Annotated in this window: 20 protein-coding genes; 10 read left to right on the top strand and 10 right to left on the bottom strand. The window is 70.0% G+C overall.

Annotated features, from left to right (window positions below; translation table 11 throughout):
• Positions 1–39: 39 nt before the first annotated feature.
• Positions 40–1560 (bottom strand): amino acid permease, encoded by a 1521-nt coding sequence (locus tag ON26_RS11675; RefSeq protein WP_040796095.1) that lies wholly within the window; start codon positions 1558–1560, stop codon positions 40–42.
• A gap of 223 nt (positions 1561–1783) precedes the next feature.
• On the opposite strand from ON26_RS11675, the gene ON26_RS11680 reads away from it, so the two are divergent.
• A complete protein-coding gene (locus tag ON26_RS11680; RefSeq protein WP_281032390.1) occupies positions 1784–2449 on the top strand; it encodes a TetR/AcrR family transcriptional regulator in 666 nt (221 codons plus the stop codon).
• Between the two features lie 189 nt (positions 2450–2638).
• On the opposite strand, the gene ON26_RS11685 is transcribed toward ON26_RS11680, so the two are convergent.
• Positions 2639–3841, bottom strand: a complete 1203-nt coding sequence (locus ON26_RS11685) for an acyl-CoA dehydrogenase family protein (protein WP_040796097.1) — start codon at positions 3839–3841, stop codon at positions 2639–2641.
• 160 nt (positions 3842–4001) lie between these two features.
• Between ON26_RS11685 and ON26_RS11690 the strand changes: the two genes are divergently transcribed.
• Positions 4002–5051: a TetR-type transcription factor C-terminal domain-containing protein gene (locus ON26_RS11690; protein WP_245545818.1), complete on the top strand. Its 1050-nt coding sequence runs from the start codon at positions 4002–4004 to the stop codon at positions 5049–5051.
• Positions 5052–5374: 323 nt separating this feature from the next.
• Here ON26_RS11690 and ON26_RS11695 read toward each other — a convergent pair whose 3' ends face one another.
• Entirely contained in the window at positions 5375–6100 is a 726-nt protein-coding gene (locus ON26_RS11695; protein WP_040796098.1) for a MerR family transcriptional regulator, read from the bottom strand.
• A 62-nt stretch (positions 6101–6162) separates the two neighbouring features.
• On the opposite strand from ON26_RS11695, the gene ON26_RS11700 reads away from it, so the two are divergent.
• Positions 6163–6630: a DUF6194 family protein gene (locus tag ON26_RS11700; RefSeq protein WP_040796099.1), complete on the top strand. Its 468-nt coding sequence runs from the start codon at positions 6163–6165 to the stop codon at positions 6628–6630.
• A gap of 19 nt (positions 6631–6649) precedes the next feature.
• Here the strand turns inward: ON26_RS11700 and ON26_RS11705 are convergent, their stop codons facing one another.
• Positions 6650–6880 (bottom strand): hypothetical protein, encoded by a 231-nt coding sequence (locus ON26_RS11705; RefSeq protein WP_040796100.1) that lies wholly within the window; start codon positions 6878–6880, stop codon positions 6650–6652.
• A gap of 316 nt (positions 6881–7196) precedes the next feature.
• Between ON26_RS11705 and ON26_RS11710 the strand changes: the two genes are divergently transcribed.
• Positions 7197–7787 (top strand): carboxymuconolactone decarboxylase family protein, encoded by a 591-nt coding sequence (locus ON26_RS11710; RefSeq protein WP_051026965.1) that lies wholly within the window; start codon positions 7197–7199, stop codon positions 7785–7787.
• Between the two features lie 19 nt (positions 7788–7806).
• Here the strand turns inward: ON26_RS11710 and ON26_RS11715 are convergent, their stop codons facing one another.
• Both ON26_RS11715 and ON26_RS11720 read right to left on the bottom strand, forming a co-directional pair.
• Positions 7807–8781, bottom strand: a complete 975-nt coding sequence (locus tag ON26_RS11715) for an AraC family transcriptional regulator (RefSeq protein ID WP_051026979.1) — start codon at positions 8779–8781, stop codon at positions 7807–7809.
• A gap of 68 nt (positions 8782–8849) precedes the next feature.
• The gene (locus ON26_RS11720; RefSeq protein WP_040796101.1) at positions 8850–9470 is read right to left on the bottom strand and encodes an NAD(P)-dependent oxidoreductase; all 621 of its coding nucleotides are present in this window, start codon (positions 9468–9470) and stop codon (positions 8850–8852) included.
• Between the two features lie 250 nt (positions 9471–9720).
• Between ON26_RS11720 and ON26_RS11725 the strand changes: the two genes are divergently transcribed.
• Positions 9721–10968, top strand: a complete 1248-nt coding sequence (locus ON26_RS11725) for a PucR family transcriptional regulator (protein ID WP_040796204.1) — start codon at positions 9721–9723, stop codon at positions 10966–10968.
• An 85-nt stretch (positions 10969–11053) separates the two neighbouring features.
• On the opposite strand, the gene ON26_RS32240 is transcribed toward ON26_RS11725, so the two are convergent.
• Positions 11054–11254, bottom strand: a complete 201-nt coding sequence (locus ON26_RS32240; protein ID WP_083884020.1) for a hypothetical protein — start codon at positions 11252–11254, stop codon at positions 11054–11056.
• A 152-nt stretch (positions 11255–11406) separates the two neighbouring features.
• On the opposite strand from ON26_RS32240, the gene ON26_RS11730 reads away from it, so the two are divergent.
• Positions 11407–11754, top strand: coding sequence for a histone-like nucleoid-structuring protein Lsr2 (locus ON26_RS11730; protein ID WP_040796102.1), 348 nt, complete (start codon positions 11407–11409; stop codon positions 11752–11754).
• Positions 11755–11779: 25 nt separating this feature from the next.
• On the opposite strand, the gene ON26_RS11735 is transcribed toward ON26_RS11730, so the two are convergent.
• Entirely contained in the window at positions 11780–12601 is an 822-nt protein-coding gene (locus tag ON26_RS11735; protein ID WP_051026966.1) for an alpha/beta hydrolase fold domain-containing protein, read from the bottom strand.
• A gap of 474 nt (positions 12602–13075) precedes the next feature.
• On the opposite strand from ON26_RS11735, the gene ON26_RS11740 reads away from it, so the two are divergent.
• From ON26_RS11740 to ON26_RS11745, 3 genes are all read left to right on the top strand, one after another.
• Complete coding sequence (locus ON26_RS11740) at positions 13076–14647, top strand: flavin-containing monooxygenase (RefSeq protein WP_245545819.1); 1572 nt, start codon at positions 13076–13078, stop codon at positions 14645–14647.
• A 122-nt stretch (positions 14648–14769) separates the two neighbouring features.
• On the top strand, positions 14770–14934 hold the full coding sequence (locus tag ON26_RS33310; protein WP_157171868.1) for a hypothetical protein: 165 nt from the start codon (positions 14770–14772) through the stop codon (positions 14932–14934).
• A 329-nt stretch (positions 14935–15263) separates the two neighbouring features.
• Positions 15264–15692 carry a GAF domain-containing protein gene (locus ON26_RS11745; protein ID WP_040796105.1) on the top strand — a complete coding sequence of 143 codons (429 nt, stop codon included), beginning with the start codon at positions 15264–15266 and terminating at the stop codon, positions 15690–15692.
• A gap of 36 nt (positions 15693–15728) precedes the next feature.
• Here the strand turns inward: ON26_RS11745 and ON26_RS33315 are convergent, their stop codons facing one another.
• Positions 15729–15896 carry a hypothetical protein gene (locus ON26_RS33315; protein WP_157171869.1) on the bottom strand — a complete coding sequence of 56 codons (168 nt, stop codon included), beginning with the start codon at positions 15894–15896 and terminating at the stop codon, positions 15729–15731.
• Between the two features lie 1052 nt (positions 15897–16948).
• On the opposite strand from ON26_RS33315, the gene ON26_RS34515 reads away from it, so the two are divergent.
• The gene (locus ON26_RS34515; protein WP_040796106.1) at positions 16949–18829 is read left to right on the top strand and encodes a hypothetical protein; all 1881 of its coding nucleotides are present in this window, start codon (positions 16949–16951) and stop codon (positions 18827–18829) included.
• Positions 18830–18875: 46 nt separating this feature from the next.
• Here ON26_RS34515 and ON26_RS11755 read toward each other — a convergent pair whose 3' ends face one another.
• Positions 18876–19859: a TIGR03557 family F420-dependent LLM class oxidoreductase gene (locus ON26_RS11755; RefSeq protein ID WP_040796107.1), complete on the bottom strand. Its 984-nt coding sequence runs from the start codon at positions 19857–19859 to the stop codon at positions 18876–18878.
• Between the last annotated feature and the right edge of the window lie 70 nt (positions 19860–19929).

A 19929-nucleotide genomic window follows, 5' to 3' on the forward strand; every position in this document is an offset into this window, starting at 1 on the left:
TTCCTCTCCGAGAGTGATTGCGGGAACCGGCGATCCGGGTCAGGCCGGGGCGACCGCGGGGACGGGTTCGCGGGCGGGGGCTGCGAGGGTGAGGCGCTGGACGACGACGCCGACGGCGACGGTCGCGACGAGGAACAGCGGCGCCGACCACAACATCCACCAGGAGCCGCCCTCGGGGGTGTAGACCTCCGGTCGCGGCCAGGCGAGGTTCACCACCATCGCCACGCCCCACACCACGGCGAGCAGGTTGATCGGGATGCCCATGCGGCCGAGGCGGAACAGGCCCGAGGGCACCTGTTCGTCGGCGGGCCAGCCGCGGAAGCGGCGCACCAGCAGCGGCACGGTCACCAGCAGGTAGGCCAGGTAGAGGGTGACGATGCAGACGCTGGCCAGCGTGGAGAAGATCGCCGCGTTGCCGAGGTTGACCACCAGCAGCGTGATGCCGAGGACGCCGATCACCACGGCGGGCAGCACGGGGGTGCCGAATCGGGCGTGCACGGTCGAGAGCTGCTGCGCGAAGGGCAGTTTGCCATCGCGGGCCATCGAGAACATCAGACGGGAGCCGGCGGTTTGGATCGCCAGGGTGCACACGGTCACCGCGACCGCGACGCAGCCGAGCAGCACCGTGCCCGCGGGGCTGTTCAGCTTGGCCGAGATGACGTAGGCGAGGCCCTCGGAGGCCAGCTTGCCGTCGGTCAGGCTCGGAGCGGCCATCAGCGCGCCCAGCATCATCAGCCCGCCGCCGATGGCCGACGCGGCCAGCGCGGTGAGGATGGTGCGCGGGGCGACCCGGCGCGGGTTCTTGGTCTCCTCGGAGAGTTCGCCCGCGGAGTCGAAGCCGACCATCACGTAGGCCGCCATCAGGCCCGAGACCAGGAAGGCCGCCCAGAAGGGTCCAGGCGCCGCGGTCGAATTGTCCAGCACCACATCGGGTCCGCGATCGACGTTGGCGAAGAAGACTCCGATGATGGCGAGTACGCCGACGATCTCGATGGTGACGCCGATGGAGTTCAGCCGCGCCATCCAGTCGATGCCGACCACATTGACCAGCGTGGTCAGGATCAGCAGCACGCTGCCCAGCAGCACCGCGTTCGCCGCGCCCGACGGCGAGGTGAGCGCGCTGTCCGCACCGATGATCTGGAATCCGCTCCAGATCGCGGGCAGCACCACCTGCAGCGCGATGGCCGCCGCCGCAGCGGTGACGACCTGGGCGATGATCATCATCCAACCGGCGAACCAGCCGATCGTCTCCCCGGCCAGCCTGCGTGACCACTGGTAGATACAGCCCGAAATCGGGTAGCGCGCGGCCAGTTCGGCGAAGTTCAGCGCGACCAGGAACTGGCCGGCGAACACGATCGGCCAGGTCCAGAAGAAGGCCGCGCCGCCGAATCCGTAACCGAAGCCGAAGAACTGGAAGATCGTGGTGAGGATCGAGACGAACGAGAATCCGGCCGCGAACGAGGCGTAGCGGCCGAGCTTGCGATGCAGGACTGGCTGATAGCCGAACCGTTCGAGGTCGGCGCTGTCGGTCGATTCCGACGGGGTGAGTGTGGTGGCCATGGCTGGCTTCCTTCGGCGTCGCGGCCAATATCTGTCACTCGATAGTTTTCGGTTTCCGATGACATCTGCGGTGACGGCGCTGCTTCGGGCTCGTTACTGCCGGTAACTTCTGGATTTCCCATGTTTCTGTCAGATGACAGGTATCGCGACGGCTGACGGCTCGGGCACTGAGCTCGGTGATCCGGCCGCCGCCGAGCGTTGAGTGATGGGCGAGAATGGGCAGGTGACCTCCCTTGGGCCAGGGCGTCCGCGTCTCGCGCCGCGGCGACGTGAGGGCCGGACCCCGCGCGCGGAGATCCTCGACGCCGCCGCCGAGCTGTTCACCACCCAGGGCTACGCCAGCACCTCGACTCGCGGCATCGCCGACGCGGTGGGGATCAGGCAGGCCTCGCTCTATCACCACTTCGGCGCCAAGGACGACATTCTCGAGGCGTTGCTCGCCGGAACCGTGAGCGGGCCGCTCGAGCTGGCCGAATCGTTGCGTGCGGAAGCCGTGCCCGCCGCGGTGCGGCTCTACGCGCTGGTTCGCTACGACGTGGCGCAGTTGTGTGCTGCGCGATGGAATCTCGGTGCGCTGTATCTGCTGCCCGAGCTGCGCTCCCCGCGCTTCGCGACCTTCCGCGCGCAGCGCGACGAACTACGCGGGCATTACGAGCGATTCGCCGCCGAAGTGATCGCGGAGGAGGGGCTGGCGAGCGCGCCCGGTGTCGAGGTGCTGCCGTTCCGGCTGGTGGAGAGCGTCATCAATATCCGCTCCGACGAGGGGCGCGCGCCGGAGTACGCCGAGCGGCTCATTCCGGAAGCGGTCCTGCAGATGCTGGGCAGGACCGAGATCGGCGCGGATGTGCGGGAAGCCGCCGCGCGGTTGCTGCCTCGCCCGGGGGACTGAACACGGGTGATCGCCGCCGCGTTCGCGCGCGCGTGGCACGAGCTCATCGACCATGACATGGGTCCGATCGCCGTGCCGAGTCCGGCGGCGGTGGCAGGAACGCGACCCCCGGCGGAACGTCGAAGCCCTCGTCCCCGGGGGCGGAGACAAGGGCTTCGACGTGTGGTCCGCCGGAAACCGGCGAAGAACTCAGCCGCGGGCGGCGCGGCGGGCGGCGCCGACGGCACGCTTGGCGATGGCCCAGCGGTGCACCTCGGAGGGGCCGTCGTAGATGCGGAACGGGCGGACCTCGCGGGAGAGGCGGGCCAGCGGCAGGTCGTCGGAGACGCCGAGGCCGCCGCACAGCTGGATGCTGTTGTCGACGATGCGGCCGATGGCCTCGGCGGCGAAGGTCTTGGCGATGGAGGTCGCGTTGCCCGCGTGCTCGCCCTGGTCGAGTTCCCAGCAGGCCCGCACCAGCAGTGCGCGGGTCGCGGCGATGTCGATCTCGTTGTCGGCGATCATCTTCTGCGCCATGCCGAGGTCGCCGATGCGCGAACCGAAGCCCTCGCGTTCGGCGACCCGCGCCACGGCGATGTCGTGACCGCGCCGCGCCGCGCCGAGCCAGCGCATCACGTGCGTCATGCGGGCCGGACCGAGGCGGACCTGTGCGTACTCGTAGCCGCGGTCGACCGCGCCGAGCACCGCCTCGTCGGGGACGAACATGTCCTCGAAGTACACCTCGCAGTGCCCGCCGATCATCGCGCGGTCCAGGGTGGTGATGTGGCGGCCGACGCGCAGGCCGGGGGTGTCGGCCGGGGCCAGGAACATGGTGGCGCCGCCGCGGTCGCCGGGCTCGCCGGAGGTGCGGGCCATGATGATGAAGAAGCCCGCGCCGTCGGCGCCGGTGATGAAGTGCTTGACGCCGTTGATGCGCCAGCCGCCCTCGACCTTGGACGCGCGGGTGGTCAGCGCGGCCGGGTCGGAGCCGGCGCCGGGGGCGGGCTCGGTCATGGCGAAGGCGGAACGCTGATCGCCGCGCGCGAGCGGCTCGAGGTACTGGATCCGCTGGTCGGGGTCGGCGATATGGGCGAGCATGTGCACATTGCCCTCGTCGGGGGCGCCGAGATTCAGCGCGATCGGGCCGAACAGCGAGTAGCCGGCCTCCTCGAAGACGGGCGCGCGGTCGGACATGTTCAGCCCGTGCCCGCCGAACTCGACCGGCGCGTGCGGGGCGAACACCCCGGCGTCCTTGGCCAGCTTCTGCATGCTCACACGCATCGCGTCGCCGCCGGCCGCGGTGATGTCGCCGCCGTGCTCGTCCTCGATCGGCAGCACCGTTTCCCGCACGAATGTGCGCGTGCGCTCGATCAGGTCGAGCACGTCGGCGGAATAGGTCAGATCGATCGGCATCGCAACTCCTCCTCGGCATAGGGAGGATCGTCGTACTCGACCGAACGATCGCTCCGACTGAACACTCTCACCAGACCGGTGGTGCTGTCAAATAGTTGCTCTGAACTGTGTTGATGAGCGGGTTGTCCGGAATCGGTAGTGTTCGGATAAGCTGAACATCATGTCCGTTCCGTCATCGAGTGCACCGCTGTCGAACACCGGGCCGCCCCCCGCGGCGACTCCCCGTGCGGTCGCGCCGAACGCCTCGATGCCGAGTGTGGCCGTGCCGGGGATACCCGTGCGGAGGCTGCCGGCGACCCCGACCGGCTCCGGAGCTGCTGCGCCGGGGGCGCAGGCGGGCCCGGGTGCGGTGCGGGCGCCACACGAGGCGATCCGTGCCGCGCGCGTCGCGGCGGGGCTCTCGCTGCGTGAGTTGGCGCGGCGCATCGCAGTGAGTCCGGCCACGCTCAGTGCGATCGAGAACGGGCGCACCGGGTTGTCGGTCGAGCGGCTCAACGATGTGGCCGCCGCTCTCGGCCTGACCGCCCCGCAACTGCTCGGCGGTGGTAGCCCTGCCGCGCCCGGCGGCGGCAGCACGGAGACCGCCGCCGCGGGGCGCAACCACGGTGCGCATCCCGACTGGCGGGTATTCGGGCCGCTGGACGCCGACCCGGTGCTGACCGCCGCCATCGCCTCCTTCGTCGACATCGGCTACCACGGCACCACCGTGCGCGCGCTGGCCGATCGCGCCGGCACCAGCGTGCCCGGCCTCTACCACCGCTATCGCGACAAACAGGATCTGCTGGTGCGCATTCTCGACCTGACGATGGACGAGTTGCATTGGCGGGTGCCCGCCGCCTGCGCCGACGGCGAGGATGCCGTGACCAGGGTCCGCCTGATCGTCGAGGCGCTCGCCCTGTTCCACACCCACCGCAGAGAACTCGGCTTCATCGGCGCCAGCGAGATGCGCAGCCTGCTGCCCGCCGACCGCACCCGCATCGCCCGCTCCCGCCGCGAGATCCAGCGCATCCTCGACGAGGAGATCGAATCCGGCCGTGCCGCCGGAGATTTCGACATCGAGGATCCGCAGGCCGCCGGTCGCGCGATCTCCACCATGTGCACCGGCATCGCGCAGTGGTTCTCCGACCGCGGCCCCTACACCCCCGAGCAGATCGCCGCCCAGTACGCCGATTTCGCGATCGGCCTGCTCACCCCCGCTCGTCCGGCCTGACGCCGGTTCGCTCGGTCTGTGCCCCGCCGGGGCGCAACGGTGCCCTTGTGTCCGGTTCGGTACCGGACTGCACCGTGTGCTCGTGCGTCGGTGTTCCCGAGCGCCGAGCCAGGATTCGGGGCGGGCCTTGCGGTGCTCTGCCGGCGCCTGCTGTGAGGTTCGCAGGTCGAGGATGTCGTCGGCGAGCTGCTCGACGACGCTCTGCTGATGGCTGATGGCTGATGGCTGATGGCTGATGAGCACGAGGGCCGGGCCGTCGCCGCCGGGTCGGTCGAGCAGATCGCCCGAGTCGAGATCACTCGTCGGGTCCGGGCGGGCGCCGGTCAGTCGGCGAGTTCTCCGGACGCGAGTACAGCGTCCAGGTGAGTGCCCGCGCCGAGCAGGGCGCGGGAGCGGCGGTGGATGTCGTCCTGGCGGGCTCTCAGCCCGGCGAGTACGTCGCTCCAGCGGCCGGTGCCTCGCAGGTCCGGCATGAGGGTGCGGAGTGCATCGATGCCGTAGCCCGCCCCGCGCAATTGGTGCACGATCCGGGCGTCGCGCACATCGGTGGGGGAGTACCGGCGCGCGCCGTTCGGTCCGGCGCGACCTGGTCGCACGAGACCGGACGCGTCCCAGTGCCGCAGGGTCGAGGTGCGGACGCCGAGTGCGCCGGCGAGTTCGGCGATGGTCATGGCGTCGGAGGGGTGCACCGCGTCGATGGGCTCGGCGGCGATGACGGCGGCAGCAGCTCGGGCGGCGGCGAGGTCGCGGCGTTGGATGTCGAGGCGGGCATGGGCGGTGTCCATCAGGGCGAGCAGGTCGGCCTCGGGACCGGAGTGGGCGGTGCGCACGATATGTGCCGCCTGTGTGGGGCCGGTGCCCGCGGCGAGGGCTCGGTAGGCGAGGGCGCAGTCGAGGTGCTGTTGCCCGTAGACGCGGTAGCCGCTCGGGGTGCGGCGCGCGGGCGGCAAGATGCCGGAGCGTTCGAGTTTGCGCACCTGCTCGGCCGAATACCCGCTGCGTCGCGCGACATCGATCGTGCGTAATGCCGTGCTGTGCCGGGTCGGCACGTGTCCACCTCCGGAAATCGCGGGCGAAGTCCACACAAGCACTTCAATGTAACGCTCGAAGCATGACCATCGACGAGATCATCGAGTTCACCGAATCCCTCGGCGCTGTGCTGACCCTGCGCCCGGGGCCGGGCGACGGCTCCCCGGAGATCGCCTGGGGCGACGTGTTCTTCTATGTCGCACCCGACGGGCAGGTACCCGCCGCGACGCAGCCCTTCGCGACCGTCGTGACGAAGGACTATCCCGGCGACGAACAGTCCCGCCTGGATCGGCCGGGCGCGTTTCGCCTCAACATCGACGCGGGCCGCGACAGCTTCGCGGCACACCTCGGCCGCAGTCCGCGGGAAAGCCCGGCGGCGCCGGAAGATCCGAGCATCGAGGACACCGTGGTCGCCCACCCCGTCTACGGCTCCGCGGGCTGGGTATCGGTGGTGAATCCGGGCTCGCGCACGGCCGGAGTCTGCCGGGAGCTCCTCGGAGTGGCACACCGGCGAGCGCGCGCACGACGGGAGCGACGACCCGCACGATGAGCGCGCCGTGGGAGGATGATCAGTACAGTTCCGCGGTCGCCCCGTTGGCGAGGTGCTCGACCACGCGCAACCGGTCGGTGACCGCGACGAGTAGTTCCTGGGATTCCTCGGTCAGGTCGGCGGCGGCGCGCAGCAGGTAACGCAGCCGTGGCTCGTGCAGGAGTCCGACGCGTTGCGCGTCGCTGTCGCCACCGTGGGCGGGGAGTTCGCTGAGACCGTTCGATCGATCTTCGAACTGCGCCGGCATCATGGGCTGTCCTTCCGTGCACCGGGCTCCGACATTTCCGGTCTGGATCCGGCCCGTCTGGTCGCTGGATGTTAGCCGAATGTGCTCGGATGTGGTCGACTTTTGTGGTCGCTGTCATGGGGGCTGGACACATCGTGGCACGGTGGGGCATCCGCGGGCGACCCGTATGGGGCCGTGGGCAGGTTGAGCAGCCCATCGAGCGGGGATTGCTGATCGATGTCCGAAGGGTATGACCGTGGGTTCGTCGGACCTCGGACGCTGATTCGGGCGGGGCGATCGGCGTAGGGTGAAGAGATCGTCGGACTCGGGGAGGTCGGTCGTGAGGACAGTCGAGCGGTTGCGGATATTCGTGCGCACCCTGGGACGTGCGCGGCGGCACCGTGGAGATCTGGCGGGCTGGCTGGCGCGCAGGCCCCAACTGGCGGCGGGCGTGCTGACCTTCGAGACGGCGCTGATGGTCAGCAACCGGGTCGACCCGCACCTGAAGGAGCTGGCCGAGCTGAAGACCGCCGCGTTGGTCAACTGCGAATTCTGCCTCGATATCGGATCGGCGATCGCGCACTCCGGCGGCGTCACCGAACAGCAGATCGCCGACCTGCCGCGTTATCGGACCAGCCCGGCCTACAACGACCTCGAGAAACTCGTGATCGCCTATGCCGAGGCCATGACCGTGACGCCGGCGATCGGACTGGACGAGTTGCGCGCACAACTGCTCGACCGTCTCGGCCGGACCCAGGTCACCGAACTGGCCGTGGCGATCGCATGGGAGAACCAGCGGGCCCGGCTCAACCAGGCGCTCGGCGTCCGGCCGACCGGGATGGCCGAGGGGATGGCCTGCGCGTTGCCCGAAGCCGGCGGCGATTCCGCGTCGCCGCAGCGCGATCTGCCGGTGACGCTGCGGCCCGAGTGATCTTCCGGTGGGTTGTATCTCACAGCCCGGGTGGTCGGTGCGCCGCGGTTCTTCCCGTGGACGTGCCGCGCAGGCGGTGCTGTTGCGGGCTCAGGCCCCTGGCGCGTTTGAACGCGGTGCTGAACGCGAACGGGGTGCTGTAGCCGACCCGGCGGGCGACGCTGCTCACCGTGACCTCCGGATCGGTGAGCAGATCGGCGGCCAGCGCGAGCCGCCAGTGCGTGAGATAGGCCATCGGCGGCTCGCCCAGCAGGTCGGTGAACCGGCGGGCCAGATTCGCCCGGGAGACACCGGCTTCCGCGGCCAGGCTCGCCACCGTCCACGGTCGTTCCGGCGCGCCGTGGATGCGGGCCAGCGCGATGCCGACGACCGGGTCCTGCTGCGCGAGATACCAGGACGGCGCGTGCTCGCGTTGCGCGGCGAACCAGGTGCGCAGCGCGGAGATGAGCAGTGCGTCGAGGAGCCGGTCGAGCAGGGCCCGCTGGCCGGGCGCGGTCACCGCCATCTCCTCGGCCAGCACGCCGACCAACGGGGAGCGCCACTCGTCGGCCCGCAGCACGACCAGGGCGGGCAGGGCCGAGAGCAACGGCCTGCTCGCTTCCCCCGCGTTCTCATAGGTGCCGGTGAGCAGCACGGTGCGGCCGTCCTTCGCGCCCCAGGTCCGGACGCCCAGTGACCACTCGTCGACGAGGCTGCGCCCGTCGTCGGCGCTGGTGCACAATCCGCCGGGCAGGACGACGACCGTCGGTGTCGTTCCCGGGTCGTCGGCGACGGTGTAGCAGCCGGGACCACGCACGATCGCCACGTCCCCGGTGGCCAGCCGCGCCGATTCGCCGTCGTCGAGCAGCAGGCAGGCATCTCCGCGCATCGGGGAGACCACCGTCAGCGGTGCGCCGTCCGCTATCCGCAGCGCCCACGGCGGGTCCAGCAGCGAGCGGAGCAGGAAGGCTCCGCGCGCCCGCGGTCCGTCGAGCAGCGCCTCCAGAACGTCCACTCCGGCGAGGGTACCCAGCTCCGCGCCTGCTGCCTGTGGCATCGCGACTCTCCGTGCTCGGCCCGGCCTCAGTTCGACACCGAGACCGCCCGGCCGATCCGGTCGTCGTCGGTAACCGCGCGCAGCAGCGCGTCGGCGACATCGGCACGCGACACCTTCAACGTGAGACCCGTTGCGTCGGAGCCGAATCCGTACCGGTACTCCCCGGTGTAGGGGCCGTCGGTGTACGCGCTGGGCCGGATCAGGGTCCAATCCAGACCGGAGGCGCGGACGACCTCCTCCTGTCGCAGGTGATCGGCGTAGGCCCGGCGCAGCAGCAGGCCGAACATCACGTACTTCCAGACGAAGTTCAGGTTGGCGCGGCTCTCGCCCGCGCCGAGCGTGGACAGGCACACCAGTCTGCGCACGCCGCTGTCGCGCATCGCCTCGATCGCGGTGCGGGTGCCTGCTTCCCGCACGCCGGCCGCGCGGCCCGAGCCCAGTGCGACGACGACCGCGTCCGCGCCGGCCACCGCCCCGGCGACATCGACGGGGACGGTCGCGTCGCCCGCGACGACGGTGACACCCGGCCGCGCGGGCAGTCGGTCGGGATCGCGGACCAGTGCGGTGATCTCGTGGCCGCCGTCGACGGCTCGGTCGACCAGATGTCTGCCGATGCTGCCGGTGGCTCCCAGGACAGTGATACGCATGCTGTTTCCTCCTCGGCGAGTTCGCTTTTCGTCGTCTTCGAGTCAACCGCCGGGAGCCGTCACGAGCCATCGCCGGGACGCGCAGTCACATACGCGATCGTCCAATCGGCGACGCGGTGGTGAACAGTCACAATCGGAAGGCGCGCGGACTGGGCCTTCTCACGCAACAGGGCGATCCGCCCCGTGCCACTCGCCCCGTCGTTAGTGTGAACTCGCCACACAGTAATTTCGGGTGCGCGAGGAGTCGCCGATGACCGTCGAAGATCGGATGGGGCCGAATCCGGCGCCGTCGAGCCTGACCCTGTCCGGAAAGCCGATGTCCTCTCCGCTCCAGGATGTCCGGAGCCTGTCCCAGCAGATGGTCGGGCATTTCGTCCGCACCGTCGCGCCCTGCGGCACGCTGCCGGGCGACGCCATCAGCGGTGACGTCACCATGGTCACCCGGGTCTGCCTCGAGGTGGCCGTCCACATGCTCGACGGGCGCGACGTCGGCACCCAGCTGCGCCGCCTCGAGGACGCCGCGGCGGGCTGGGCGCGGGAAGGTGTGCCCATCGGGACGATCCACCACTCGGTCCACGAGGGCTTCAAGATCGGCATGGACCTGGTGATGTCCCATGCGACGGCCAACGACTACGAGAGTCTCGTCGACGGCGCCCGGCGGATCGTCGAGATCCTCGACCAGATGACCACCGCGATCTCCTCCGCCTATGTCAAAGAACTGCGCGCGGTGGTCAGCGAACACCACACGGCGGTGCACACGCTCACCTCGGCGCTGCTCGGCGGTCACAGCAACTCGACCATGGCCCGCGAGTGTGGAATCGCCATCGCCGAGTCGTATGCGGTGCTGGCCGTGGCGATCGCGCCGCATCACGACGAGAACAATCCCGCGCTCGACGGTCAGGTCGTCGCCCGGCGCAAGCTGCGCCGGATCCAGGCCGAATTGGCCGATCGCTGCGGCCGGACCGCGCTGTCGCTGCTCAGCGTGGACGGCGGCACCGTGCTGATCCCCGCGGACACGGTGGACGACGAGGGTCTCGGCGAACTGGTCGCGGCACTCGCGAAGGCCGCGCACACCGGCATCACCGCCACCATGGTGCGGACTGCCACCGCGCGGATCCCCGACGCCGCCGACCAGGCGCACGAACTGCTCGACATGGTGCAGCGATTGCAGGCGGTGCCGGGGCTCTACCGCTTCGACGAACTCGCGCTCGAATACCAGCTGACCCGTCCCGGCCCGGGCCGCGAATACCTGGGCGCGCTGCTCGAGCCGCTCGACGATCACCCGGAACTGCTCGAGACCCTGCGCACCCACATCGCCAACAACCTGAACCGCCAGCGCACCTCCCGGTTGCTGCACGTGCACACCAACACCGTGGACTACCGGCTCAAGCGCATCGCTCAGCTCACCGGTTTCGACCCCACCCAGCCGTCCGGACTGTGGTACCTGCGCTCGGCGCTGGTCGCCCGGACCTACCGCGTGGCTAGAGCCGCCCGTTAGCCTCCCGTTCTTCTCCCGGTGCCCGGATCCTCCACCGGGCGAAATCTGCGCCGGGGTGAAATACTGCTGCGGGGGCGCATTTCCATCAGGACTCCGGCAGTGGGATCAGTTCCACCTGTCCGCCCGAGTCGTCACCCGGTCCCTCGGATCGGCCGTTGATCGCGGTGGAACCGCCGGAGTGAGCCACCACCCATTGTCCGCAGACGCAGCGCAGGTAACGGACCGAACCGTGTGTCGACACGAGCAGCGGTGCGGGCCAGCCGCAGGACGGGCATGGGTTGGACATGGGCTGAGCGTGGGGAATCTGGAGGGCTGATGCAATCACCGGTGCGGCGTGGCGCACACAATGCGGTAGATCGTGACCGGGGCGAGGTGAGCGCCGATGTGGCTACGGCGCACAATAGGATCGCATTTTCCCCGGACCGAGGAGGGCACGTAGTGGCACGCAAGGTGGTCGTGACGATCGTCGATGACTACGACGGCGAATCGCAGGCCGCGGAGACGGTTTCGTTCGCACTCGACGGAGTGGGTTACGAGATCGATCTCTCCGAGAGCAACGCCGCGGCGTTGCGGCAGGTTTTCGAGCAGTGGACGCCGTTCGCGCGCAAGGTCGGCAAGTCGTCGGGCCGCAGCCGCAGCGTCAAGCAGCGCGAGCGCGGCGATCAAGAGCAGGCGTCCGCCATTCGTGAATGGGCCAGGCGCAACGGGTACGAGGTATCCAGCCGCGGCCGGGTCTCCGCCGACGTGGTCGCCGCGTACAAGGCCGCCCACAACGGTCAGGACTGACGCGCCGGGGTGTGCGCGGCCATTGCTAGCCGAGCGTGCACACCTCCCCGGCGATCTCCGCCGCCGCGGTTCTGCCCTCCCGGACCGGTAGCAGCGGCGTGACGTGCAGGCCGCCGTCGACGACGGTCAGGCGTGCCGGCACGCCGGCGGCGACGGCCCGCTCCCGCAGCAGCTCGCAGTCGGGATAGGCGAGATCACGTGTGCCCGCGTGGATGTCGATGGCGGGTAGGCCGGCGAGCTCGCCGTTCAACGGGCTCAGCCGGGGATCGGTGGGGTCGTCGCCCGCCGCCCAGGCACGCCCCGCCTCCAGCAGTCCCTCGCGCACCAGCCACGGATCGTCCACGCCGGCGACCTCGGGATTGGCGATGGTCAGGTCGAGCCAGGGCGAGATGAGCATCAGGCGATCCGGCTGCCTGACTCCCGCGCCGAGGTCGCGCAGCGTCTGCGCGAGCCCGAGGGCGAGCCCGCCGCCGGAGGAATCGCCCATCAGCGTCAGCGGTCCCGGCAGGTCAGCGGCGTCGCGGTACACCCGCGTGACGAACGGGTAGGCGTCCCGGTACGAGAACTGCGGCGCCAGTCCGTAGATCGGCACCAGCACGCGCGCGCCCCGGTCGGCGAGCCGGGAGATGAAACGCCAGTGGTGGGCCGTGATCTCACCGATGTAGGCGCCGCCGTGCAGATAGACCACCGTGCAGTGCGGGTCACGGCCGCGCGGAGTCACGGTGTAGACGCCGAACTCGCCGCGCTCGCTTCGGGTGACGAGGTGGCGCCTGCGCAGGCGAGCGGTCGGTGCGGGCGAGGCCTTGGGTCCGTTCATGCGGTCGCGGGCGCGCTCGGCCGTCGTCATCCGCGGTCGGGCTGTCGCGCGGAGGTAAGCCCCGACGACCCTCGTTCCGATACTGCTCACCGCGCCTGTCCTCTCCTGCCCTGCCGGTGTCCACTCTGCCCGGCCGGACCGAACACGTTGCCACTTTCGCTCATCCCGCACGAGACCGGGGTCGCCCCGCGCGGCGCCGGAAGGGGCTGTCGCGGCTGGTCCGGGACCTGCCGTGCCCCGTGGCGGAGCAGGGGCCGGAGCGAGTTTTGCTGAGCGTCTGCTGTGAACGTGTTTCGGAACGACATGGTCGGTATGTGATTCCGCGCGGAAAAGGCTGGGCTTCACGCATGTGGGAAGCCGTGCGGGATTTCCCGTGAAAGTGCCCGTTCTAATCGGACACAGGTCTCGGATTCGTTCGTGTGCACCACTTCCACCTAGCATGTGACCCGCGTCACGGCGAGTTTGCTGAGTGTTGTCCATGAAGTGCGACCGGGAAGTGAGGCTGTGGTGGGCGCGGTAGGCGCGGTGCACGACGTGCACGTGGTGATCGTCGGGTCGGGGTTCGGTGGGATCGGTATGGGGGTGGCGCTGCGAAAAGCCGGGATCGAGGATTTCCTGATTCTGGAGAAGGGCGCCGATCTGGGCGGGGTCTGGCGGGACAACACCTATCCCGGATGTTCGTGCGATGTGCCAGGACACCTGTATTCGTTCTCTTTCGCGCCCTACCGCAGTACCCGTACCCGCTATCCCGGTCAGCAGCACATCCTGGCCTATCTGCGCCGGATCGCCGCCGACCACGGGCTGGTGCCGAAGCTGCGCCTGCGCACCGCGGTCGTCTCGGTGATATACCGGGAGGACCGGTCGCGCTGGGAACTGCGGACCGCGGCCGGGCAACGCATCGACGCCGAGATCGTCGTCTTCGCCGTCGGTCAACTGCACCGTCCGCGGGTTCCGCAGTTGCCGGGCCGCGAACTGTTCGCCGGGCCCGCCTTCCACACCGCGCGCTGGGATCACGGCGTCGATCCCGCCGATCGCGAGATCGCTGTGATCGGCACCGGATCCAGTGCCGCGCAGATCGTTCCGGAACTGGCGAAGTGCGCGCGGAAGGTGACGGTCTATCAGCGCACGCCGAACTGGCTGCTGCCCAAGCCGAACCCGGCGTTCGGCAGGCTGTGGCGGGTGCTGCTGCATCTGCCCGCGGCGCATCCGGCCTACCGCTGCATCATCGAACAGTTCGCGGATCTGGCACTGGCCCCGGTGATGCGCCGCGGGTGGTCGGCACGGCCCGTCGGCTGGATCGCGCGGGCCTACCTGCGCCGACGGATCGCCGACCCGGTCCTGCGGGAGAAGCTGACGCCCCGGCATCCGCTCGGCGCCAAGCGCATCGTCGTCGACAGCGACTACTACCGCGCACTGACCGAGCCGAACGTCGAACTCGTCACCGATCCGATCGAGCGGCTGACGGCCGACGGCGTGCTGACCGCCGACGGCGTGCATCACCGTGCGGACGTCCTGGTCTACGCGACCGGGTTCCACGCGCCGGAGTTCCTGGTGCCGATCGCGGTGCACGGGCGCGGCGGACAGTCCCTGCAGCAGCGGTGGCGCGACGGCGCGGACGCCTATCTCGGACTGGCGGTGCCCGGATTTCCGAATGCCTTCCTGATCGCGGGCCCGAACACCTTCAACCCCGCGGGCAGCAACCCGGGGATGAAGGAGCGGCAGATCGCGTTCATCATGAAATGCCTGCGCTGGCGTCGAGAGATCGGGGCGCCCGCCGTCGAGGTCACCGAGATGGCGATGCGGCGGTACCGGCGGTGGCTGAGCGGCGCGATCGAGCGGACTGTGTGGCCGGGCAACGACAGCTGGTACCGGCACCGGAGCGGGCGGGTGACCAACCCCTGGCCCGCGAGCGGGCGGACCTTCGCACGGATGCTGCGACGTCCGCCTGCGGAGTCGTTCGCGCGGGTGGATCCGGTGCGCCAGGCCGGGAGCGGGGCACGCGGCTGTGAGCCGGACCGGGTCGCGCGGATCCTGTCGGCCCGCTATTCCTCGCGCCCGCCGGAGCCGCAGCGATGAGGTCACCGGTCGGCGTAGGTGCCGTCACGAGACGGTCTACCCCGGGGTGTGCCGAGCCGCGCCCGCGGACGGGCGGGATACCTTCGCCGCTCGGCTGGTGACGGCGGCGAAGGGACTCGGCGGTGGATGCAGGCGCGATTCGGACAACGATCGCCATAGGGGTCGTGGCGGGCGTCCTCGCCGCCGGATTCGTCGTCTCCCAGCGAGCGGTCCCGGCCGAGACGGCCCGGTCGGTGGCCGAGGCCCAGCGTGCGCACGAGGGGGTGCGCCCGGCCCCGTTCCGCTGAGCCGAGCGGCCACGGCGAATTCCCGGCAACGAGACGAACCAACCGGTGTTATTGTTATCGCGTCATGCCGCCGGTCGGCGGATGACTCGCGTGCAGGGTGAGCGGAGCCGGATCTGCCCGGTGTCTCCACGAAAGATGCGGGCGCACTACCGTTCACGCCGGTCGTCGGTGTTGCCGAGGCCGGCCGGGCGTCCGGGGGAACCGGGCGCCGTGTGGCCGCGGACAGACGGCCCCAGCTGGACAGTGAATCGATGCGCCGGGCGGCGCGAAATCCGCGTCATCACCGGTACCCGCCCGCGCGCCGATACGACAACGAACGAGGTGTTCGTATGCTCGACGCCCGCGTCCTGTCTCCCGGCCCGACCGGCAGCGCCGGTCCGGAGCGCGATCCATCCGTCCCGCAGCGCGCGGCGCGTAATATCGCGCGCCTGCTGCCCGGTCATCCACTGGTCGGTATCGCGGCTTGGGAGAACGACGGCCTGGAAGTGCTCGGCTGGTCCAATCGGCTGGCCGAGGAACTCGAACGCGCTCAGTCGCGGTGTCCCGATACGCCGGGGCTGGATGTCGCCCGCACCGGGCAGTCGGTACTGGTCGGCGATCTCAGGACCGAACAGCGATGGGGCGAATATCGCGAGCAACTCCTCGCGCACGGAATGCGCTCGCTGTATTGCCAGCCGCTGGTGGCCGAGACGCAATTGCTCGGACTGCTCACGCTCTACTCCGAACGTGCGTACGCATTCCGGCGCCGCCGGCCCTGAATTCTCGCGATGGATGCCCGGGGACGGGACTGTTGTCTATTGTCCCCGGGTACCCTCGCGCAGTGGATCTCCCGGCGAACTCGCCGCCCGGCCGCTCGCGCCGAACACCACCCGTTCCCACCAGGCCTCGAGCCGGCTGGGTTCCGGCCAGATCACGATTCCGGGATCGGGTTCGGACTGATCGGTCACGACATCGTCGACCATGGTCGGCCTCCTCGGCAGGTGAAACGGTACCGGCCCGGCGGCGACGCGATGGAACAGCGGAGGCGCCGACGGCCGGGCGGTGGAAGCTCCCGTATCCGTAACTCGTTGTCACGGACGGAAATACCGGATCACATCGATTTTCCAGGTGCCGGTAATTTTAGCGTCTGTCGGCGGAACGCGCAGGAAAGATTCGGTCTTCCGCCCCTCGGGCCGCTCGTCTGTTCCGAAAATTGCCCGTGAATGTTTCAGGTCGGGGGTTGCGCGGCGGTATTCTCGTCGCCGATGTCGCCGACAATTGTGCGATCGGATGCACGCGAATATTTGCGATGTATTAGCGACTTTTTCCGGGTCTCGTGGGGAAATGTGCGATGTCCTGGTGGTACCGGTCAGGTGGGGGCCGGGCTGAAGCCGGACCCGGGCCCCACCTGACCAGCTAGGCGATGGCGGATCGCGTTCGGGGGGGCGTGCGACCCGCCCTGCAACCCCGGGGTGAGCCGGGTGCATTCAGGGTAAGCCGGGTGATTGCCGGAAAGTGGTGTTTCCGTCGAAAGACCTGTGGCTGTGACCGAGTGGATGTCCGCGGCCGGGGTGTCGCACGCCACATCGATACCTCGGTCGAAGCCGGTGTCCCGCCCGGGAGTATGGGACCGGGGTGCCGCCCCGACGGTTCACATGGAGCGGCGGACAGCGGTCTCGTGATCGCCCGGACTGCCGGCGGCGATCCGCCCGCCAGCCCACGGTCGCGGTGGGCGATGGCAAACGGACGAGGATGCCGGCCGAGCGAGGTCGGCAGGTCCGGCCGATCGACAGGGCGGCCGGGCGATGGCGGCCAGGGTCCGGGCGCCGGTCACTCCTCCGATCGGCGGCAGGGGGCGGTGCTCGCATCCGGGAGCATGCTTTTCCGCCCCGTGTGTCGTGCGCGGCGCGCCGGGTGCGGGGGACCGTGAATATCTATGGTTTTGCAGGAAACCCGGTATGGACTATGAATGTGGGGTGCTGTTCACACCCGTGATCACTTGTCTGCCATCGAAACTCCCCAGGGGGAGGTCGATATGACTGTCGAGCGTCCGATGGAGGACGAGGTCACGCAACTTGCCCTCCGGGTCGAAAAGGCCAGGGGACGGCTGGCCTACCAGTTCGATCCCGCGCTCACCGAGGCGCTGTCCGAAAGCGAACTGCAGGCCGAACGCGAGCTCGCCGAGCGCATTCGCGAGCAGGACCGAGAGCAGCGCTGGAAAGAAGTGCAGGCCGCAGCCGTGGCCTCCGACCAGGCTCGTCAAACTGCGGAAGTGATCGCGAAGGCCGACATGCGTGATCTGTTGCTCGCCCGCAAGGCGATCGCCGCGCAGCGGCGCGAATCGAGTCCGCACGCCAAACTCGCCTCGCTGTACCGGCATCGGGCCTGGTCGTTGCGCGCGCTGGCCGGCGTCGTCGCCGCGGGCATGCTGTGGTCGGCGGTCAACGTGCAGCACAACATCGCGCCGGGCGGTGCGACCGATCCGCTCTACTGGTTCAGCTACCTGCTGGAGGGGATGATCAGCGTCTGTCTGATCATCATCATGATCGGCACCAACAAGGTCGCCGAATGGGGTGTGGTCGACAATCGCAGACAGGTCGCGGCCGCCGAGATGGCGCTGCTGTCACTGACCGTCGTCCTCAACACCTACCCGTACATGCGGGCGGGGCAATGGTACGAGGTCGGCGTGCACGCCATCGCGCCGGTGATGATCGGCGTCGCGTTGCTCATCCACGATGCCGCGAGTTCCCGCTACGGCCTAGCCATCTACCGCGCCACCGAGCAGGTGCGCGAGCTGCCCGACCCGGCCGAGGAGATCCGCAACAGCCTGCCCTCGTTGATGGCGGTGCGGGCGCGCGGGCCGATCGACCTGGTGCCGCGCCACGCCGCCGAGGCCGAGATCGCCGAGCAGGTCGACCTCGCGGTCGAGGGCCCGGTCGATCCCGAGACCGGTGAGCCGCTCGTCCTGGACGAGAGCCTCGAAGTTCCCGCCGAAGGGGAACTCGTCGAGGTGGTGCACCAAGAGCAGGAGGACGAAGAACTCCCCGCTGCGGCCGCCGGGGCGCGTAAAGCCACCGAGGCCGTCCCCGCCGCCGATCCGGCGCGCAACGGAATCGCGATGAAGGAAGCGGTGTCGGCCAACGGGCAGTCGGCTTCGGTCGTCGCGAAGCCCGCCGCCAAGCCTGCGGCCAAGGCCAAGGCCCCCGCCGCGCCCGTTGCCGACTCGGTCGCTGCCGCCGCGCCCACGGTCACCAAGCCCGCGCCCGCGGTCACCAAGCCCGTGGCCGCTGCATCCGCCCCGGCGAAGCCTGCCGCGGCTCCGGCCCCGCCCAAGCCCGCGGCGAAATCCGCTGCCGCCAAGGCGGCACCGGCCGCCGAGCAGGCGGCGGTGGCTGCCGCACCCGCGACCAGAGCTGCCGCTCCGGCGCAGCCGGTCGAGAAGCCTGTCATGCAGCCGGTTCCGGCCACGGCGGGACAGCCCGCAGCGACCCGGCCGACGGCCGCGCAGTCGCCGACGGTGAAGCCCGTCGCGGCCAGGCCGACCGCACCGGTCACCACGCCGGTCCGCTCGGCGGGCTTCAACGATGCGCTCGCCCCGACCAGGTCCGTCACCGCCCGACAGGACGTCGCGCCCGCGCGGGCCTCGGTGCCGCCGGTACCCGCGCCGAAGCCGGAGGCGGCTGTCCAGGACAGCCGGTCGATGGCCAAGGACAGCCGGACCATGTCCTCACGCAGCAAGAAGAAGGAACGCCCCGCGCCGCCGCCCGATCCGGACGGCGCCTACCACGAGGTCGTGCGCTCCTCGGGCATCTACGACACCGGGCAGTTCCGCATCGCCGAGGCGCTCGAGCAGGAACTCGCCGAGATGGCCGAGGCCCGGCGCCGCGCGCGCAGCAGCAGGCAGCGCCTGAGCTGACCGCGGCCCGCGGACCCGGCCACAGCGGCTGATCGGCTTCGGCCGGTCAGCCGTTCTGCGTGCTCCGGGTCATCGACGCGTGCAGGGTCTCGCGCAGCGTCGATCCGTAGAAGTCGATGAAGCCGAACGGGTCGGGTCCGGCGTTCTGCAGGACGAGATGGTCGAACCCCACGTCGATGTAGGAGCGGACCGCCTCGACGTAGCGGTCGGGGTCCGAGCCGCAGGTGAAGTGCTGGCGGATATCGTCTTCGCGCACCGTCGCGCTCGCGGCGGCGAAATTGACCGGATTGGGCAGCTCGCTCATCACCTTCCATCCGGTCAACGCCCAGCGTGTGGTCTCCAGCGCTGCCCGCGCGCCCTCCTGCTCGTCAGGCGCCCAGGCCACCGGGATCTCCGCGTACCGGGGTCCGGCGCCGCCTCGCTCGTGATACTCGCGTACGAGTTCGGCGTTCGGTTCGGTCGCGAACAGTCCGTCGCCATGGCTCGCGGCCAGGCGCGCGGCCTCGCGCCCGCCCGCCGCGACGGCGATGACCGGCGGTTCCGGCGGCAGGTCGAAGATGCGCGCGTCCGACAGTCGCAGGTAGGTGCCCTCGTAGGACCGGTAGCCACCCCGCCACAACAGCCTGATGATCTCCAGCGCCTCGCGCAGCATCTCGTGACGTACGCGTATCGAGTCGGGGAACTCCCGCCCGACCACATGCTCGTTGAGTCGCTCACCGGAGCCGACCCCGAGCACGAATCTGCCGTCGCACAGCAGCGCCGTGGTCGCCGCGGCCTGGGCCACGACCGCCGGGTGGTAGCGCAGCGTCGGACAGGTGACGCCGGTGGCCAGGCCGATCCGCTCGGTGCGCGTGGCGATCGCCCCCAGCACGCTCCAGGCGAAGGGGGAGTGGCCCTGATTGTCGAGCCAGGGATGGAAGTGGTCGCTGATCTCCACGAAGTCGAATCCGGCCTGCTCGGCCGCCACGGCCTGCCGGACGAGATCGTTCGGGCCGTAGCCCTCGGCCGCGAGCTTGTATCCGATGGGCATTGCTGCCTCCTGGTCGGTACCGGTCACGATGGCCCGCCCGGGCGGTGTGCCGGGCGCACAAGCACCGCCT

The organism is Nocardia higoensis NBRC 100133, from assembly GCF_000308595.1.
GTDB classification, from domain to species: domain Bacteria; phylum Actinomycetota; class Actinomycetes; order Mycobacteriales; family Mycobacteriaceae; genus Nocardia; species Nocardia higoensis.

Excerpts from the sequence above, each read along its gene's own strand:
- ON26_RS11720 (WP_040796101.1), bottom strand. The coding sequence starts at position 9,470 with ATGCGTATCACTGTCCTGGGAGCCACCGGCAGCATCGGCAGACATCTG.
- ON26_RS11735 (WP_051026966.1), bottom strand. The coding sequence starts at position 12,601 with ATGACGACGGCCGAGCGCGCCCGCGACCGCATGAACGGACCCAAGGCC.
- ON26_RS11675 (WP_040796095.1), bottom strand. The coding sequence starts at position 1,560 with ATGGCCACCACACTCACCCCGTCGGAATCGACCGACAGCGCCGACCTC.
- ON26_RS11700 (WP_040796099.1), top strand. The coding sequence starts at position 6,163 with ATGACCATCGACGAGATCATCGAGTTCACCGAATCCCTCGGCGCTGTG.
- ON26_RS11685 (WP_040796097.1), bottom strand. The coding sequence starts at position 3,841 with ATGCCGATCGATCTGACCTATTCCGCCGACGTGCTCGACCTGATCGAG.
- ON26_RS33315 (WP_157171869.1), bottom strand. The coding sequence starts at position 15,896 with ATGGTCGACGATGTCGTGACCGATCAGTCCGAACCCGATCCCGGAATC.
- ON26_RS11745 (WP_040796105.1), top strand. The coding sequence starts at position 15,264 with ATGCTCGACGCCCGCGTCCTGTCTCCCGGCCCGACCGGCAGCGCCGGT.
- ON26_RS11705 (WP_040796100.1), bottom strand. The coding sequence starts at position 6,880 with ATGATGCCGGCGCAGTTCGAAGATCGATCGAACGGTCTCAGCGAACTC.
- ON26_RS11690 (WP_245545818.1), top strand. The coding sequence starts at position 4,002 with ATGTCCGTTCCGTCATCGAGTGCACCGCTGTCGAACACCGGGCCGCCC.
- ON26_RS11755 (WP_040796107.1), bottom strand. The coding sequence starts at position 19,859 with ATGCCCATCGGATACAAGCTCGCGGCCGAGGGCTACGGCCCGAACGAT.
- ON26_RS11725 (WP_040796204.1), top strand. The coding sequence starts at position 9,721 with ATGACCGTCGAAGATCGGATGGGGCCGAATCCGGCGCCGTCGAGCCTG.
- ON26_RS34515 (WP_040796106.1), top strand. The coding sequence starts at position 16,949 with ATGACTGTCGAGCGTCCGATGGAGGACGAGGTCACGCAACTTGCCCTC.
- ON26_RS32240 (WP_083884020.1), bottom strand. The coding sequence starts at position 11,254 with ATGTCCAACCCATGCCCGTCCTGCGGCTGGCCCGCACCGCTGCTCGTG.